Source organism: Clostridium oceanicum (assembly GCF_039521385.1).
GTDB classification, from domain to species: domain Bacteria; phylum Bacillota; class Clostridia; order Clostridiales; family Clostridiaceae; genus Clostridium_F; species Clostridium_F oceanicum.
Genome location: NZ_BAAACG010000006.1, coordinates 64,028 through 81,279, shown reverse-complemented (window position 1 = coordinate 81,279; position 17,252 = coordinate 64,028). Strand labels below are relative to the sequence as shown.

Genomic DNA, 17,252 nt, shown 5'->3' with positions numbered 1-17,252 from the left:
TATCTTTACCTTCCTTCCTATTCTTAAACGAAATATTTTCATAAACTGACTTTTAATTCAATTATTTTTGCCATCTATCCTCTGAAGTCAATCCTCTTCTTTTTTGGATTTCTATATTACTTACATATTTTTCGTTTATTTCATCAGATAGCACTTCTGGGAAACTCATATTAAGCCCAACTTCTTGACCAACTTTTAATTCATAATCGGATATTAACATTCTCTTTGGAACTCTTAAATATCCAAGTCTACCTTTAAAATCTATAGCTACAGAACCATCTGTTATTTCTACTATAACGCCTTCCATTTCTATGATTTTGCTACCATATTTTAAATCCATATATTTTCCTACTTTTCTATATTATTTTGTTGAGTATTTTTCTTCTCTTTTTTTACTCATTGGTATAGAAGTTTCATTTAAAACTCTTTCTATTTTTTCTCCACTAGCTTTTTCTATTACTTCTAAGTTATTTTCTTTAACGTTTGGATTCCATTTTCTTTCAGATTTCTTAACTTCTTCACCATTCATAGCAGCTTTAATCATTGCAAGACCTCTTACAGCATCTTCCTTACATAAAGTATTACAACCTAATACTTCATTTTCTATTCCGCCTTCTGATTTGTTGTTATCTACCATGTATTTCATGTATTTATTACCAACAACTAAAGCACCTTGAACTGCACAGAATGAGAATGCTACACATGGTATGTCTCTCTTTCCTATTTCTTCAACATGACTTGCAAAATCTATGTGGTTATTTCCAAATCCTTCAGTAGTAACGAATGCGCCATCAACATCAAGAGCTTCAACCATCATACCCATTCTTTGAGATACATAGAATTTTTCAGTGTTTATTTGAGGACTTCCTACAAATATAACTCCACATAAATCTATTTCAGAATCATTCATGCATTCCATTACAAGTGGTTCTCTCCAATAATGTCTTGAACATTCTTTTGAAGCAGGTCCGATACAAGTTAATGCGTGGATACCACCATCCATTACTTCAAGTGGTGAAAGCATTACAGGTACATTTCCAAGGTCAACGTTTGGTTTTCCACCTAAGTATCCAACTGGTTCTACTGGTAATATTAAGTTATCATGCATAGCACCTTGACCCATAATTTCTTTAACTATTACAACTTTTTTCTTTCCTGGTCTTCTTACTTGTTCAAAGTTTTCTGTATCTACTACTAATGATTCATCTTCAAGAGATTTTAAAGCTTCTCTTATTTCTTGAGTTATTACATCAGTAGCTTTGTGAGCTGCCATTGGTCCTGGTCTTTCCATATTAGTTTTTTCTTTTATAGTAACTTGAGTTTTTATAAATGTTTCACCTTTATCTGGAGCTCCTGGTCTATTCCACATGATGTTTTCTTCTAATATACCTTCAGATGATCCAAATTCACCAATTTGAACTCCATCTTCATCAGTACCAGTTACCATCATTATAACGCCATCAAGCACTCTTGTAGTTCCAAGACCTAAAGTATCTTCTCCTTCTTTAGTAGCTATTGGTTGAACATCCATTATAGTTTCACTATAAGTATTATATTTATCTGGTGTTATTATATCTATTTTTACATCTAATACTAATGGACTTGCTTCTATAGCATCTTTGCAAACATCTTCTCTTATATAAAGAGTAGTACCTTCAATTTTTGTTTCTTTTCCAAATTTTATTTCATCTATTTTATAATGTTTTCTTTTAAGTGATCTTATAACTTTTTCAGGTTTAACTTCTTCTTTAACTTCTGAAACTGGAACTACAGTAGCTTTTTCAGCTGCAACTTTTGGAGCTGCCATTGTTTTTCCAGAACCTATTTTGCCATTTAAAGGAACTTCTATATCTATTCCTTTTCCTTCAGCAATTTTAATTCTTAAAGTTCCACCACTTACTGTTGCTTTTTCATCAACACTCATGTTTACTTCCTCCTCAAATCCTTCTAATATTTCAGGTGTTACAGGAGTTAAAGCTGGTGTATCGACCTTTAATATGGCTCCAACAACTTCTTCTCTACTTAAAACTCTTTCATCTAACTTTACAAGTAAAGAGTCTTCAAGTTTTTCAAAATGCATTGGATTTTCTAAGTCACCAATCTTTATAGCTTCTCCTGCTTTTAAATTATATTTTAGAACTGCTTTTTCACTTCCATCTTCTAACACTTCTTCAGAAACTTCTTTAGCTTCTGATTCTGACTTTTTAGCTCCTTCTACTATGTCTGGAGTTAATGGTGTTAGTGAATCTACAGTTTTTAGCAATTTAGCTCCTATTACTTCTCCTACTTTTAAACAATCATCAGGAATAGTTAACAGTCCTGAATCGACCATATCTGGGAATATATCTGGATCTTCTAAATTAGATGCTGCTAAAATTTCTCCTTCTTCTGTTCTGCAACATAATACGGCAGATTCATTCTTTAATTCTTCTGCATGTTCTACTGACATTGACATAATTTACATACCCTCCTATTTCTCTATTATTTATTTTCTACTGGAAATCTTCTAGTTAAAGTATGATCTATTGTTCTAAATATGTGATCAGTATGATGATATACTGGAAGTTTTGCTTTTGGAGCTATTGTCATAACTGTATTTGAACAATCATTACAATTTGATATTATAATTCTTTGGGCTCCATCTTTTTTAAACTGCATAACTGCAGCTGCTTGACCTGGTCATTCACCTGGTGTCTTACATTTACCAGGACCATTTCCTTTGCCTTTTGCATATACTATATTTTTACAATCCGCTACTGAAACTACTTGTGAATTCATTTTTCCTGCTACATCTTTCAATCTATCTTCATTAGCTCCACAAGCACAAACTAAAAGGCCTACTTTTCCTTTATATTCTGGTAATGGAATTGTAACTATTGCTCCACCAGATGTTTTTGTAACTGTAGATGTTTCAATATCTCCAGCTTTTCCTGTATATGGTCCACCAATTACTAGTTCACCATATTCTCCATCTATTCCACCGCATTCTTCTATTAAATCTTTTACCTTTATCCCTACTGGAACTTGAATAAATACATTAGGCTGATTTCCACTTTTCAATTTTCCTATTACTGTTATATCTTTATCTATTACTGGCTTTCTCTCTTCCACCGCTCTAGTTATATTGCATAATGTTTCTGCATTTAAAACTACACATTTTGCTTCTAAAGGTAATTGTGTTGGTTCTAACCACTTACCAAATATTGCATGTATTATAGCTCTTTCTTCTCCCATTGGGTATAAGTCTTTTAATTCTTTTATTTCTATATCCTTTGCACCTTTTAAAGCATTTTTTAAAACCTTTATAGTTTCTTTATGTTTTGATTTTATTGCTATGTATCCTTTTGGTGCTTTTGTGGCTTTCATTGCATATCTTATACCGCTTAATAAAACTTCAGGATTTCTTTTCATGAATGTCATATTATGATGAAGTGCTGGCTCACACTCTACACAATTTGCTATGACATATCCATCAGGTATATCTGCTTTTAGTTTAATATGAGTTGGGAATCCTGCTCCACCAGCTCCTATTATCCCAGCTTCTGCTACAGTTTCTTCTATAGTTTCACATTCTTTTATTTTTTCAAAGCTTGGTGATTGATTCTCAGCTGCTTTCACAACGATTTCTTTATCATTAACTTTTTCTACAATACCTGTTACACTAGTATGAATTTTTGCACCTAAACCATTTGGTTTAGCTATGCATTCTCCTCTTTTAACTTCTTGTCCTTTTTCTACTGTTGGAACATCTGGTGCTCCTACATGCATCTTTAGAGGAAATCGGTATAACTTCTCCATAAATCTGCCTCCTAAATCTTCAACTTAAGTATAACTTCATATATATATCCAAGCATAATCCATGCCAAGTTTGTTAAAAAATATAAAAACTAGTTATAATATTAACTTATAGCCATTTGTTCCATCTATAGATAAATATTATAATCACATATTCTGTTTAAATACTGACAAAATAAATTGAAATAAAATTCTTTTCCCTATATAAGGTAGGTTTTTCAAGTTATGGATAAGTTATGATGAATGTTATTTAATTGACACTTGTTTGCAAAAAATTGACACTTGTTTTAATATTTTAATTAAAATATTAAAATTATACCTTATTAATTTATTGTTTTTTAATAAAAAGAACTTTATTAAAACGTTTTCTTTAATATATATTGATAAAAATTATATTTTCTTTAGTATGAAAATAATAAATTTATAACAATTTAAAAGGTATACATTCTATTTTTTATAAATATTATATAGCAAAAATATAGTTTATAATTTAAAATACATATTTTTTAAGGTTTTATATAAAATCTTGATTTTAACATATTAAGATTAAAAGAATATATTACTAAAAACTTTATAATTTCCAAAATAATAAAAAAAGAAGCTAATAGTTCCTAACTATTAGCTTCTTCTATAATTTTAAACGAATACAAACTAGAATATTATAAAGGTAACTCTATATCTATACCTTTTCCTTCTTCAATTCTTATTTTAAGTACTCCATCTTCAACATAAGACTCTGCATCTTCTAAGTATTCACAAGGCTCTTCTACTTGAGCTTCTTCTGCTACTTCTTCTTTTGAAACTTCTTCTTTTTCATTTGATCCTTCTAATTCTTTTGCTCCTTCTACTATAGCTGGAGTTAAAGGTGTTAATGAATCTATAGTTTTAAGTAGTTTAGCTCCTATTACTTGTCCTACTTTCAAACAATCATCTGGAATATTTAATAATCCTGAATCCACCATATCTGGGAATATATCTGGATCTTCTAAATTTTCTGCTGTTAATACTGTTCCTTCTTCTGTTCTACAGCACACAACGGCTGATTCATTTTTTAGTTCTTCTGCATGTTCTGCTGACATTGACATAATAATATACCTCCTAAGTTTGAAATCTTTATTTTAAAATTTCTTATATAGAAATTTTCATATTAATAGTATAACCAATTAAACTAGACCTATGAAAATAAATATGAATTTAAATATTATCTTCATATTTATTTCAATGTGGTTCAGTAGATATTTTGTCAAAAATTGTTTAAAAATTCGACTATATCCATAAATATAATATCATATTTTATATATTGTAACAACAATAGCATTATTTTGTAATACTCTATATTTTATCTATTCAATAAAATCATACTGTTTAAGCTTATAATATAATGTACTTCTTTTTATTCTTAATATTTCAGCTGCTTTTTTCTTATTCCCTTTTGTTATTTTCATAACTTCTTTTATAATCTTTTTCTCTGTATTTTTAACCCTTTCATTTAAATCATATTTATGAGAAGAACCTTCTTTTATATCCCTTATATCCTCTATGATATGCTTTGGAACTGAATCTAATGTAACTTTCCCATCTGTAGATAAAACAACCATTCTCTCTACTACATTTTTAAGTTCTCTTATATTCCCTTCCCATTCATAAGCAGATAATGCATTATAAACACTATTTTCTACACTGTTTATTTTTATATCTTCTTGACAAGACACTTGGTTTATAAATAAATTTATAAAATCTTTTATATCTTCTCTTCTCTCTCTTAAAGGAGGTAATTCTATTTGAACAACAGCAAACCTATAAAATAAATCTTCTCTAAACTTTCCTTCTTTTATCATATTAGGAAGATTTCTATTTGTAGCTGCAACTATTCTACAATTAACTTTTATCCCCTTTTGACTTCCTATTCTATATATCATTCCATCTTGAAGAACTCTTAAAAATTTTGCTTGCATACTTAAAGGCATATCACCTATTTCATCTAAAAATAAAGTACCATTATTAGCAAACTCAAACTTACCTATTTTACCTTCTTTAAGGGATCCAGTAAAAGTTCCTCCTACATATCCAAACAATTCACTTTCAAATAAATTCTCAGGTATTGCACTACAGTTAATAGGAACAAAATTTCCAGTCCTTCCACTAGCTTTATGTATGGATTTTGCAAATACTTCTTTACCGGTACCACTTTCTCCAGTAACTAAAACACTAGCAGAAGTAGGTGCTACCTTTTTAGCAATACTTATGTTCTCTATTACTTTTGAACTTTTACCTATTATAGAAGAAAAGCTATAATTTGATGCTATTTCCTTTTTATAAGCACTTTCAAAAAATTCTACCTTCTTTTTTTCTTTCATAAGTTCCTTTGATAATGATATAACTTCTGTTACATCTCTATCTGTAGAAACAACAGCTAAAAGCTTATTTTTACTATTATATATAGGTACCGCACTTAATATAACCGTTTTACCGGGATAAGGTTCATTATTAACATTTGTTATTTTTCTAGGATTTTTAAGCACTTTAGTTATAAGAGCATTAGGGAATACATCATATATTTTTTTACCTAAAATATCTTTTCTATTTACTCCATATAATTCTTCTGAACTTTTATTCCAGTATATTATTACACCTTTGCTATTTGTTATACAAACTGCTTCATGCATATTTTCTAATATGTTATCTTGTAGAGTGTATAGTTCCTCCACATTTTTATAAAACTCATCATTTAAATTATGTAAATGTATAAGACCTACAACTTTTTCATCTTTATCTAATATAGGTAATCTTTTTATATTGTTTTTAACCATAGTATTTCTAGCAACGATTATAGATTTTTCCTGAGTAATAGTTATAGGTTTTTGTACTATTTTCTTTTCTAGAACTTCATAAAAAGTACTATATTCATCTTTTAATTTATATAAATCATTTTTAGTAAAAACTCCTACTAAATTATTATTATCGTCTACTAGGAGCATTTCATTTTTCTCTAAGTTTAGCATGTTATCAAGAGCCATTGATACCCTGCTAGAAGCTTTAATTTTCAAAAAATCCTTATTCATTATATCTTTAACTGTATAAATCAACTGTATGCCACTATTCATTATAAATTCCTCCAACGCTTTAGAAGATTATTAATAATACACAATAAAATGGTTTATGCTATTATATAATATGTATATATATTATATTAACACATATATAAATTTATATAAATAATTTGTAAAAAAAGGAATGATAACAATGAATATTGCTGGAATAATTGTTGAATATAACCCTATGCATAAGGGACACATAAAACATATAGAAGAAACTAAAAAATTAACTAATTGTGATGGCATAATAGCTATTATGAGTGGTAATTTCGTTCAAAGAGGATTACCTTCTATTTTAGATAAATGGACTAAAGCTAATATAGCTCTTTTAAATGGAGTAGATTTAGTTATAGAACTTCCTACAATTTATAGTCTATCCTCTGCTGAATTTTTCTCTTTAGGAGCTGTAGGAATACTAGATAAATTAAATATAGTTAATAGTATTTGTTTTGGAAGCGAAAGCGGTAATACAAAAGATTTAGATATTATATCAAAAATACTCTTAGATGAGCCCTTAGATTATAAAAAGTTTTTAAAAAATTCTTTAGATGAGGGTAACTCTTATGCTAAAGCAAGAAATATAGCTTTAGATGAATTTAATAAAAAGTATAAATTCTCTAAAAATTCCTTAACTTCTATAATAAGCTCTTCTAACAATATATTAGGCATTGAATATATGAAATCTTTGAAAAAACTTAAAAGTAATATAACTCCTTATACAATAGAAAGAAAAGGTTCTAATTATAATGACGAAGATTTAAATTTAAAATATTCTAGTGCATCTTCTATAAGAAAATATTTAAAAGAAAAGGATGATATATCCCTTTTAGAAAATCATATTCCTTTAAATACTTTTAATGTGTTAAAAAAATTAAAAGATTCAAATTTTGATTTTAACCTAGAAAATTCTATGACAAAATTCATACAATATAAAAATATATCAGAAAATAATAAATTAAATAATCTACCAGATATAAAAGAAGGCCTTGAAAATAGAATATCTAAACTATTATTAAATAAAAATTCAACTTTCAATGATTTGGTATTATCTATAAAAAGCAAAAGATATACTTATACTAGAATCTCTAGAATTCTATGCCAATATTTTATAGGTTTTGAAAATCACCCTACAAATTTATGGAGAAAAGAAGTTTGCAATTATGCTAGAATTTTAGGTTTTAATAAAAAAGGAGCTTCAATATTAAAAGAAATAAAGAAAACCTCTAATATTAATTTATATAGCAAAATCCCTAAAAATCCTGATCCTATATTAAATTTAGATATTGCATCAACTAAAGCTTATAGTTTATTAAACAAAAATATAAGTATGCATGAAGATTATTTAAAAAGTCCAATAATCATAAAATAAATTATTAATTATTTAATAGTTCAACTTAAATATAATATAAGTAAAACTAAATATAACTATATAACTTTCTTAAAGTTAACCACAATACTGTAATATAATTATATTTTTAAAATATAATTATATTAAATCACTTTAGGGAGAAAAAATTTGACTTTACTTTTTTGTATTATATTCCTATGCATTATATCTTTACTTTTTATAATTTTTAAAAGCAAAAACTTAATTATTTCAATAATTTCATCAATATTAATAGTATATATAATTCTAAATCCAAAACTTTGTATAGAGTCAACTATATCTGGATCAAATTTATTTTTTTATAAAGTATTTCCTTCATTGTTTCCTTTTTTAATACTTATAAATATAATAATAAATTGTGATGGAGTTTATATATATTCTAAACTTTTAGGCAGAGTTTTATGTCCTCCTTTAAGGGTTACAGAAAAATGCAGCCTTCCTTTAGTAGTAAGCGCTTTATGCGGATATCCTTTAGGAGCAAAATACTCTTGTGACCTTTACGAAAGAGGAGATATAGACTATCCAACCTGTCAAAGGTTAATAAATATTGCTTCAAATGCTGGCCCACTCTTTATAATTGGGTCTGTAGGTACTTCTATGCTTCAAAATCCTTATGCAGGATATTTACTACTTATATCAAATTATATATCTTGTATAATAATAGGTTTGCTTACTCCAAATTTTAATGATTTAAAATATAGATATACAAAACCTAAAATAAATACTTCTCCTAAAAATATAGGAGAAGTATTAAAAACTAGTGTAGATAATTCTATAAAAACTTGTTTAAATATAGCAGGATTTATTATTCTTTTTTCTGTACTTTTAAATATAATAAAAAACAATACAATGTTTCAAACCTCTTTAAATAACATATGTAATATTTTTTCTTTAGATAAAAACCTTATTGAAGGTTTTATTTTAGGACTAATAGAAATGACTAATGGATGTTATTTAATTTCATTAAGCTCTGTAAATTTATATGTAAAATTATTTACCATAAGCTTTTTATTATGTTTTAGTGGTTTTTCAGTAACATCACAAGTATATTCATTCACATATAAACACAACTTAAATATGAAAAGATATATAAAAATAAAAATTTTCCAAGGAATTATAGGATCTATAATTTGTATTTTACTTTATAAAATACCTATGCTTAATGTTTCATTAAATGCTTTTTCTAGATTTAACAAAACTTCACATATACAATCCAATTTATTATTTTTATCATTAGTTATTATTTTAATACTTCCTATAATATTATATAAAACTATAACAAAAAGAAAATTATAACTATTTCATATTTCTAAGTTCTTTTATATTATCTTTTATAACATCCGTTCTTAAATTAATACTTTCTTCTAATGAAGCTGAAAAAGCTTCTAAATTTTTTTCTATGTTATAAATTATATCATCACTTTTATTTTGTATTTCTTCTTCTAAATTACAAAGAATTTCATCTGCATAATTTCTAGCAGCTTTTCTTATAAAATTCCCCTCTTTTTTTGCTTCATTTATTATTTGGTCAGATTTTATATTAGCTTCTTTAATTATGTTATGATTTTCTATTTGTTTTTTCAGTATCTTCATATTATGAGTTTTCATATTTTCAGCTTCTTCCATAGCTTCTTGTAATATTTTTTCCTTTTGTTCACATATCCACTTAGCCTTTTTAAACTCATCTGGTAAACAGTTAATTACTCTATCAATAACTTCTAAACTTTCTTTTTTATTGATAGTAACCTTTCCTGTTAACGGTATAGAAGAAGCTGACTCTATTGTTTCTTGTAAATATTCTAAAAGCTTGATAACATCCACAGTCACATCTCCCTTCCTATATTCATTGGTAAAATAAAATTATTTATTGCTCACCTGTTTTTTTATATCTGGTATTATTTCTTTAGGTACTAAACCTTCTATAGATCCTCCAAACATAGCCACTTCTTTTACAGAAGAAGAACTAACATAAGAATATTTAGCATTAGCCATCATAAATACAGTTTCAATACTTGAATCTAATTTATTATTCATAAGAGCCATTTTAAATTCATATTCAAAGTCTGATACTGTTCTTAATCCTTTTATAATAACTTTAGATTCTTTTTTATTCATAAAGTTTACTAAAAGTCCTTGAAAACTATCTACTTCTACATTTTCGCAATCTTTAGTAACTTTCTTTATAAGTTCAACTCTTTTATCTATAGAAAAAAGACCTTTTTTTTCTGGATTGACTAAAATTGATACAATTACCTTATCAAAAACTTTTGAGGCTCTATGTATTATATCTAGATGTCCATTAGTTATAGGGTCAAAACTTCCAGGATATATTGCTACTTTCACTTTTTAGTCCTCCTTGTACTCATAAAAACAAATAGTTGTATTACCATATTTTTTATGTCTAACTAATTTAATTTTCTCACTACCTTCATATATTTCTTCTTTTGAATCTATTTTACTAACTATCAACCCATTCTTTTGTAATAAACCCTCTTCTTCTATTATTTTAATAGCTGGAGGTATCATTTCCTTAGCATAAGGCGGATCTACAAATATTAAATCAAAAACTATATTTCTTCTTGAAAATTCTTTTAACCCTTCATAGGAATCCATATTAAAACTTTTACATATATCTTCAAATTTCAAATTTTCTATATTTTTCCTAAGTAATGGATATGTCTCTGGGCTTCTATCTATCAAGTAAGAAAATTCTGCTCCACGACTTGCAGCTTCTAATCCTAAACTTCCTGTTCCTGCAAAAACATCCAAAACTTTAGAACCATAAACTCTATTTTGTATAATATTAAAAATTGATTCTTTTATTCTATCTAAAGTAGGTCTAGTTACTCTACTCTCTGGCGATAAAATTTTTCTTCCTCTAGCACTTCCTGATATGATTCTCATGCTGATTTTTCCTCCTTAAGAAACTATAAAACTTATATATTAATCTAAATTTCTTATAATATTTTAACATAAATAATATTCATTCACAAAAATATGTGTTTTAATTAAAGCATATAAATTTAGAGTTGTCTTTTATTTTATTTTTAACCTCTTTTTTTATCTTAATATCATCTTTATCATTACTTTTTAATATATTTTTCGCCTCATTATTAGCTATCTTTAATATATTCATATCATCTACTATATTAGCCAAAAGCAAATTGTCCTCGCCGTGCTGTCTAAATCCAAAAATTTCTCCACTACCTCTTAGCTTTAAATCTTCTTCTGCAATAAAAAAACCATCATTACTATTTTTCATAACTTCCATTCTTCTTTTTATTATATCATTTTTAATGTTAGCAATTAAAATACAATAAGATTTAAAAATTCCTCTTCCAACCCTTCCCCTAAGCTGGTGTAATTGGGCTAACCCAAACCTTTCAGAGTTTTCTATTATCATAAGAGTTGCATTTGGAACATTAACTCCAACTTCTATTACTGTAGTTGATATTAAAACGTCTATATCCCCATCTTTAAACTTTTTCATAATATGATCTTTTTCTTTCGGTGGCATTTTCCCATGCAATATGAAAACTTCTATATCTTTAAAATATAGTTCTTTTAATTCATTAAAAAGTTTTTCTACAGAGTTTAACTCCAATGTTTCATTTTCCTCAACTAAAGGACAAACTATATATACTTGTCTTCCTTCTTTTACTTGTTTTAAAGCAAAAGTGTATACTCTTTTTCTATAATTTTTATTAACATAATAAGTATCAATCTTTTGCCTTCCTGGTGGAAGCTCATCAATTATAGAAACATCTAAATCTCCATAAAGACTTAAAGTTAAAGTTCTAGGAATAGGTGTAGCACTCATAACTAATGTATCTGGACTATTTCCTTTATTTAAAATCTTACTTCTTTGCATAACACCAAATCTATGTTGTTCATCTGTTACAACTAATCCTAATTTTTTAAATTCAACATCATCTTCTAATAAAGCATGGGTACCTATAATCAAATCAATTTCTCCAAAAGCTAAATCTTTCTTTATTGTCTTTTTTTCTGATTGCTTTACACTTCCAGAAAGTAATCTTATATTTAAGTTATATTCTTTAAATATAGATTTAGCCTCTTCATAATGCTGCACCGCTAATATTTCTGTAGGAGCCATAATAACTGCTTGATACCCATTATTTATAACATTTAAAACAGATATCAAAGAAACTATAGTTTTTCCACTTCCTACATCTCCCTGAAGCAACCTATTCATAGGCTTATTTGAGTTTTGATCTTTGAATATCTCTTTTAAAACCTTACTTTGAGCAGAAGTTAACTTAAAAGGAAGATTCTCTATTAAATTTAAAGTATCCTCTGATGTTTTAAAAGAAATCCCTTGATCTTTCTCTTTTAAATATTTTGTAAGCATACATGTCTTTAAACAATAAGTTAGTAATTCTTGAAACTTAAGCCTTCTTTTAGCATCTATAAGGCCCTTTTTATCTTTAGGTTTATGTATACTTCTAATAGCCAAATCTAAAGAACATAATTTATATTTATCTATTAATCTTTTAGGTAAATTTTCTTCTATTTTAACTTTACTTAAAATGTCATTTATTAATTTTTCAAATAAACTATTCTTCAAGTTACCTTTTAAAGGATATTTAGGCAATATTCTATTTTTAACTTCAACTGGTTTAAAATCTTTAATTATTTTTGGATTATTTAAAGTTAAAACTCCTCTATATTCTTTTATAGAACCTTCAAGGATATAAGCTTTTCCTATAGAAAATTGTCTTTTCATATAAGGTTGATTAAACCAAACTGCTTTAATCTCTTTATTCCCATCATTTAATATTATATTAGTAATAGTTTTTCCATTCCTTGTCCTTACATCTCTTTTTATTTCTTCAACTTCAGCTTTTATAATAACCTTCCCTGCCTTAGCTCCGTTATTACAAACTTCTATAAATTCATAGTCCCTAGGAAAATATAAAAGTAAATCCAAAACATTAAAAATCATACATTTATTTAACTGTTCTAAAGTTTTAGGTCCTACTCCTTTTAAGGAACTTATATTTTCATACATATTCATAGAATTCCTCCTATATAAGAACCTAGTAATATAAATTCATACTATATTTATAAGAATATAATAGGAATTTATATAGTCTACAATTTTAAAATTCTGTGATTTCCTAATAAGTAAAAAAAGCCCTAAAAGGCTCTTTTTACTTAGGTATAAACTGTTTAAATATTCCTTAATATGTTCACTATTCTACTGATATTATAAAGTAATATAATGGTTGTTTACCATAATAACATTGAATATCCATATCTCCATATTTATCTTCTAATTTTTCTACAAATTCATTAACTTCATTTTCTTTACAATCTTCACCATAGAATAAACTTATAAGTTCACTGTCTTCTGTAACCATATCATCAATTACATCTTCACATACATCTAATGGATTACTTCCTACTTTTGATATTTTACCTTCTTTTAATCCTAATATATTACCTTCTTTTATTTCTTTTCCATCTATCTCTGTATCTCTTACAGCATAAGTTATAGATCCAGTACTAACTGTACCTATTATTTCTTTCATAGCTTTTTCATTTTCTTCTGGTTTTAAATCAGGATTAAAAACAGTTATAGAAGTTATTCCTTGTGGTATTGTTTTAGTTGGTATTACTACAACATTTTTATCAACTAATTCAGCTGCTTGATTAGATGCCATTATTATATTTTTATTATTAGGGAATATAAATATATTCTCTGCATTTATACTCTCTACAGCTTTAACTATATCCTCTGTACTAGGATTCATAGTTTGACCGCCTTCTATAACTACATCTACCCCAATATCTTTAAAAATATCGCTAATACCTTCGCCTAAGGCTACTGATATAAATCCATAGGGTTTTAATTCTTTTTCTTCCACAAAATCATCACTATCTACAGCAGTACTTCTTTCTTCTTTATCTTTATCTACTAGTAGATGTCTATGTTGTTCTCTCATATTATCTATTTTTATTTTAGAAAGAGATCCTAGTTTTATAGCTTTTGATAGTATATTTCCTGGGTCATTAGTATGAATATGAACTTTTACTAATCCTTCAGATGCTACAACTATCATAGAATCACCTAAAGGAGATAGTTCATTTCTAAATCCATCTACATCAACTTTATCAGCTAATATGAAAAACTCAGTACAATATCCATATTTTATATCTTCAGTATTAAATTCTTTTACTGAAGATCCCTCATTTTCTAAATTACCTGTTTCATTTTCTTCTTCTATTTCTACTTCTAAATGATTTTTTAAGGCTTCATACATACCTTCTAATATTATAAGTAATCCCATTCCTCCAGCATCAACAACTTTAGCTTCTTTAAGCACTGGTAACATTTCAGGAGTCTTGTTTAATATAGTTTCACTATACTGGCATACTTCTTCCATTAAATCTGTTATATTACTTGCTTCACTTTTCACTCCACTTTCAGCTGCTGCTCTTATTATTGTTAATATAGTACCTTCTGTAGGTCTCATTACAGCTTTATAAGCTGATTTTGAACCTTCTCCTAAAGCACTAGCTAGCTCTACTGCATCCACTTCTTCTTTGCCTTCTAATCCCTTAGCTATACCTCTAAATATTTGTGATAGTATAACTCCTGAATTACCTCTAGCACCCATTAGAGCTCCTCTTGCTAGCTTTTTAGCTAGGTCTCCTATAGTTTCACTTTGTGCATCTTTTATTTCATTAACAGCGGATCTAAAAGTCATAGACATATTAGTACCTGTATCTCCATCTGGAACTGGAAATACATTAAGTGAATTTACAAACTCTTTTTTGTTTTCAAGCTTGTTACTACCATTCACCACCATATTATAAAAGTCTATTCCTGTTATCTTAGTATACTCCATCAGTAAATTACCTCCTAAACTCTGACACCCTGAACATTAACTGTAATACTAGAAACCTTAATTCCTGTATAATTTTCTAGGTTGTATCTAATCTTTTGAATAATATTATTAGCTATAACTGAAATTTTTGTTCCATATTCAACTATTATATATAATTCTATACTTAACTTTTCATCATTTACTTTAATCTTAACTCCTCTATTAAAGCTTCCACCTTTAATTAATTCCCATAAACCGTCTCTAGCATTCTTAGAGGCCATTCCTACTACACCATAGCACTCCATTGTAGACACACCTACAATGTTTGCAACTACGTCTTCATTATAATTTATATATCCATACTCATTGCTTATATTTCCTATCATTAAAGAAACCTCCTCATCATGACATCATATAGATTATTTTATATTAAAATGGCCATTTATTCAAGGAAATATACAATTATTTATAATTTTTAATGCTTTTAATTACTATTTTGCTTGCATATAGCCTACAATTTGTGATAAAATAATTTGTGTTTGAATTGAGAAGCTCTGACTTCACAATTTTAAGGAGGTGTTTTCATGTCAAGAAAGTGTGAAATATGCGGCAAAGGCGTAGTTTATGGTGTTCAATACAGCCATTCACATCGTCAATCAAAAAGATCCTTTGCTCCTAACATAAAGAGAGTTAAAGCTATAGTTAATGGTGCTCCTAAAAGAGTTCACGTTTGTACTAGATGCTTACGTTCTGGTAAAGTACAACGTGCTATATAGCATAAAAAATGCAGTTGTTATAACAATTGCATTTTTTATTTTATGTTCTTTTATTTAATTTTTATCCTTTCTTACCTTTTTTATTATATAAGATAAGAATTTGGGCAATTTAAGAGCCATAATCTTCATAACAACACCTCTATATTTAATCTATAATTATAAGTTAACAATATCAATTTAAAATTAATAATTTAAATATATCAAATAATAATTAATATCTATCAAACATAAATTATAAAATAATTAAATTTATTTATGTGTATTAATTAAATTCCATCCAAAGTATATCAAAGCAGATCCAACTCCTAAAAGCCAGCCCCATATAGGAACAATTATTCCTATAATCATAAGAATACCTATAGCACCAGCTGTAAGTCCTAATCTTTTCTTTTTCTTTCTATGTTTCCTATGTTTAGACCGTCTCTTATAAGACACACCAATGCCTCCTTATAAATCTATATAATATCTATATGCTCATTAAAATATAACTGTTACTTTTATAACTAAGTTATAACTTTATAAAAAAGATTAAAAATCAAAACATATATTATCATAAAAACTATTTACTTTACTAAAAAACTTAATTTATTTTCTTTATATACTTAACCTATAAACTTATAATATTTTATTAATAATAAAAGCTTTATAGTGAAGGTATACTCACTATAAAGCTTTTAAATATTCTATTTAATTATTTCTCCAAATATTTTTAATCATTACTAATTATAAATATAACTTTCCCTTTTTCAAAAGATATTTCTAAGTCTTTTTCTACAAACTCATTAGAAATAGTTAAAGTATCTCCTACTTTTAATGTATAGTTATCTAAAGGATATTTAGCATTTTTTAAACAAAAGCCTTCCACTTTATTCTCATAGGCTTGTACAGAAAAATATTTATCTCTTTGAGCTTTAAAATCTATGGATTTATCTAATAACATAATTTTATTGTTATCATCTCTTATATAAGCTTTTATATGATTTTCTAAACATATATCTAATAACCCTAAATTACCTAATACATGATCAAATCTAGTTCCAGTAGCCCCTAAGAAAACCACTTCAGAAACCTTTAAATCCATAGCCCTTTTAAGTGCTATATAAGTATCTGTATAATCTTTTTCCGGTGGATAAACTTCCATTTTACATTCTTTATTTTTAAAAAAGTCTAATATATCTTTATTTATAGAATCAAAATCACCTAAAAGATAATCTGGTACTATATTATATTTATATAAACAGTTTGCTCCTCTATCAGCACAAATTATATAATCACTATTTTTAGCTTCCTCTTTTAAAATATCAAAAGAAGGTTCTTTTCCTCCAGCTAATATAAGTGCTTTCAT

15 protein-coding genes and 1 pseudogene are annotated in these 17,252 nt (G+C 27.0%); 3 read left to right on the top strand and 13 right to left on the bottom strand.

Annotation, left to right across the window (positions count from 1 at the left end; translation table 11 throughout):
- Positions 1-61: 61 nt before the first annotated feature.
- The 5 genes and pseudogenes from ABDZ71_RS03770 to prdR form a co-directional block, all read right to left on the bottom strand.
- A complete protein-coding gene (locus ABDZ71_RS03770; protein ID WP_343759020.1) occupies positions 62-340 on the bottom strand; it encodes a CBO2463/CBO2479 domain-containing protein in 279 nt (92 codons plus the stop codon).
- 21 nt (positions 341-361) lie between these two features.
- A complete protein-coding gene (prdA, locus tag ABDZ71_RS03765) occupies positions 362-2,455 on the bottom strand; it encodes a D-proline reductase (dithiol) proprotein PrdA (protein ID WP_343759018.1) in 2,094 nt (697 codons plus the stop codon).
- Between the two features lie 26 nt (positions 2,456-2,481).
- Positions 2,482-3,798 (bottom strand): proline reductase-associated electron transfer protein PrdC, encoded by a 1,317-nt coding sequence (gene prdC, locus ABDZ71_RS03760; protein WP_343759016.1) that lies wholly within the window; start codon positions 3,796-3,798, stop codon positions 2,482-2,484.
- A gap of 659 nt (positions 3,799-4,457) precedes the next feature.
- Positions 4,458-4,880 (bottom strand): annotated as a pseudogene (locus tag ABDZ71_RS03755) (sugar transporter); the annotation flags it as partial.
- Positions 4,881-5,138: 258 nt separating this feature from the next.
- The gene (gene prdR, locus ABDZ71_RS03750; protein ID WP_343759013.1) at positions 5,139-6,899 is read right to left on the bottom strand and encodes a sigma-54 dependent transcriptional regulator PrdR; all 1,761 of its coding nucleotides are present in this window, start codon (positions 6,897-6,899) and stop codon (positions 5,139-5,141) included.
- 139 nt (positions 6,900-7,038) lie between these two features.
- On the opposite strand from prdR, the gene ABDZ71_RS03745 reads away from it, so the two are divergent.
- Both ABDZ71_RS03745 and ylbJ read left to right on the top strand, forming a co-directional pair.
- Positions 7,039-8,259 carry a nucleotidyltransferase gene (locus ABDZ71_RS03745; protein ID WP_343759011.1) on the top strand — a complete coding sequence of 407 codons (1,221 nt, stop codon included), beginning with the start codon at positions 7,039-7,041 and terminating at the stop codon, positions 8,257-8,259.
- Between the two features lie 147 nt (positions 8,260-8,406).
- A complete protein-coding gene (ylbJ, locus tag ABDZ71_RS03740) occupies positions 8,407-9,573 on the top strand; it encodes a sporulation integral membrane protein YlbJ (protein WP_343759009.1) in 1,167 nt (388 codons plus the stop codon).
- Here ylbJ and ABDZ71_RS03735 read toward each other — a convergent pair whose 3' ends face one another.
- From ABDZ71_RS03735 to ABDZ71_RS03710, 6 genes are all read right to left on the bottom strand, one after another.
- Positions 9,574-10,098, bottom strand: a complete 525-nt coding sequence (locus ABDZ71_RS03735; RefSeq protein WP_343759007.1) for an ATPase — start codon at positions 10,096-10,098, stop codon at positions 9,574-9,576.
- Between the two features lie 39 nt (positions 10,099-10,137).
- Positions 10,138-10,620, bottom strand: a complete 483-nt coding sequence (coaD, locus tag ABDZ71_RS03730) for a pantetheine-phosphate adenylyltransferase (RefSeq protein ID WP_343759005.1) — start codon at positions 10,618-10,620, stop codon at positions 10,138-10,140.
- 3 nt (positions 10,621-10,623) lie between these two features.
- Entirely contained in the window at positions 10,624-11,181 is a 558-nt protein-coding gene (gene rsmD, locus ABDZ71_RS03725) for a 16S rRNA (guanine(966)-N(2))-methyltransferase RsmD (RefSeq protein ID WP_343759003.1), read from the bottom strand.
- Between the two features lie 100 nt (positions 11,182-11,281).
- The gene (recG, locus tag ABDZ71_RS03720; RefSeq protein ID WP_343759001.1) at positions 11,282-13,315 is read right to left on the bottom strand and encodes an ATP-dependent DNA helicase RecG; all 2,034 of its coding nucleotides are present in this window, start codon (positions 13,313-13,315) and stop codon (positions 11,282-11,284) included.
- A 178-nt stretch (positions 13,316-13,493) separates the two neighbouring features.
- Positions 13,494-15,152 carry a DAK2 domain-containing protein gene (locus ABDZ71_RS03715; protein WP_343758999.1) on the bottom strand — a complete coding sequence of 553 codons (1,659 nt, stop codon included), beginning with the start codon at positions 15,150-15,152 and terminating at the stop codon, positions 13,494-13,496.
- Between the two features lie 14 nt (positions 15,153-15,166).
- On the bottom strand, positions 15,167-15,517 hold the full coding sequence (locus ABDZ71_RS03710; protein WP_343758997.1) for an Asp23/Gls24 family envelope stress response protein: 351 nt from the start codon (positions 15,515-15,517) through the stop codon (positions 15,167-15,169).
- 198 nt (positions 15,518-15,715) lie between these two features.
- Here ABDZ71_RS03710 and rpmB point away from each other — a divergent pair, with 198 nt between their 5' ends.
- On the top strand, positions 15,716-15,907 hold the full coding sequence (gene rpmB / locus ABDZ71_RS03705) for a 50S ribosomal protein L28 (RefSeq protein ID WP_343758995.1): 192 nt from the start codon (positions 15,716-15,718) through the stop codon (positions 15,905-15,907).
- Between the two features lie 249 nt (positions 15,908-16,156).
- Here rpmB and ABDZ71_RS03700 read toward each other — a convergent pair whose 3' ends face one another.
- Positions 16,157-16,342, bottom strand: a complete 186-nt coding sequence (locus ABDZ71_RS03700; RefSeq protein ID WP_343758993.1) for a hypothetical protein — start codon at positions 16,340-16,342, stop codon at positions 16,157-16,159.
- 274 nt (positions 16,343-16,616) lie between these two features.
- Positions 16,617-17,252 carry a thiamine diphosphokinase gene (locus ABDZ71_RS03695; RefSeq protein WP_343758991.1) on the bottom strand — a complete coding sequence of 212 codons (636 nt, stop codon included), beginning with the start codon at positions 17,250-17,252 and terminating at the stop codon, positions 16,617-16,619.

Bases quoted from the DNA above. Each gene is read 5' to 3' on its own strand.
- ABDZ71_RS03770 (WP_343759020.1), bottom strand. From the start codon at position 340: ATGGATTTAAAATATGGTAGCAAAATCATAGAAATGGAAGGCGTTATA.
- prdA (WP_343759018.1), bottom strand. From the start codon at position 2,455: ATGTCAATGTCAGTAGAACATGCAGAAGAATTAAAGAATGAATCTGCC.
- prdR (WP_343759013.1), bottom strand. From the start codon at position 6,899: ATGAATAGTGGCATACAGTTGATTTATACAGTTAAAGATATAATGAAT.
- ABDZ71_RS03745 (WP_343759011.1), top strand. From the start codon at position 7,039: ATGAATATTGCTGGAATAATTGTTGAATATAACCCTATGCATAAGGGA.
- rsmD (WP_343759003.1), bottom strand. From the start codon at position 11,181: ATGAGAATCATATCAGGAAGTGCTAGAGGAAGAAAAATTTTATCGCCA.
- recG (WP_343759001.1), bottom strand. From the start codon at position 13,315: ATGAATATGTATGAAAATATAAGTTCCTTAAAAGGAGTAGGACCTAAA.
- ABDZ71_RS03715 (WP_343758999.1), bottom strand. From the start codon at position 15,152: ATGGAGTATACTAAGATAACAGGAATAGACTTTTATAATATGGTGGTG.
- ABDZ71_RS03710 (WP_343758997.1), bottom strand. From the start codon at position 15,517: ATGATAGGAAATATAAGCAATGAGTATGGATATATAAATTATAATGAA.
- rpmB (WP_343758995.1), top strand. From the start codon at position 15,716: ATGTCAAGAAAGTGTGAAATATGCGGCAAAGGCGTAGTTTATGGTGTT.
- ABDZ71_RS03695 (WP_343758991.1), bottom strand. From the start codon at position 17,252: ATGAAAGCACTTATATTAGCTGGAGGAAAAGAACCTTCTTTTGATATT.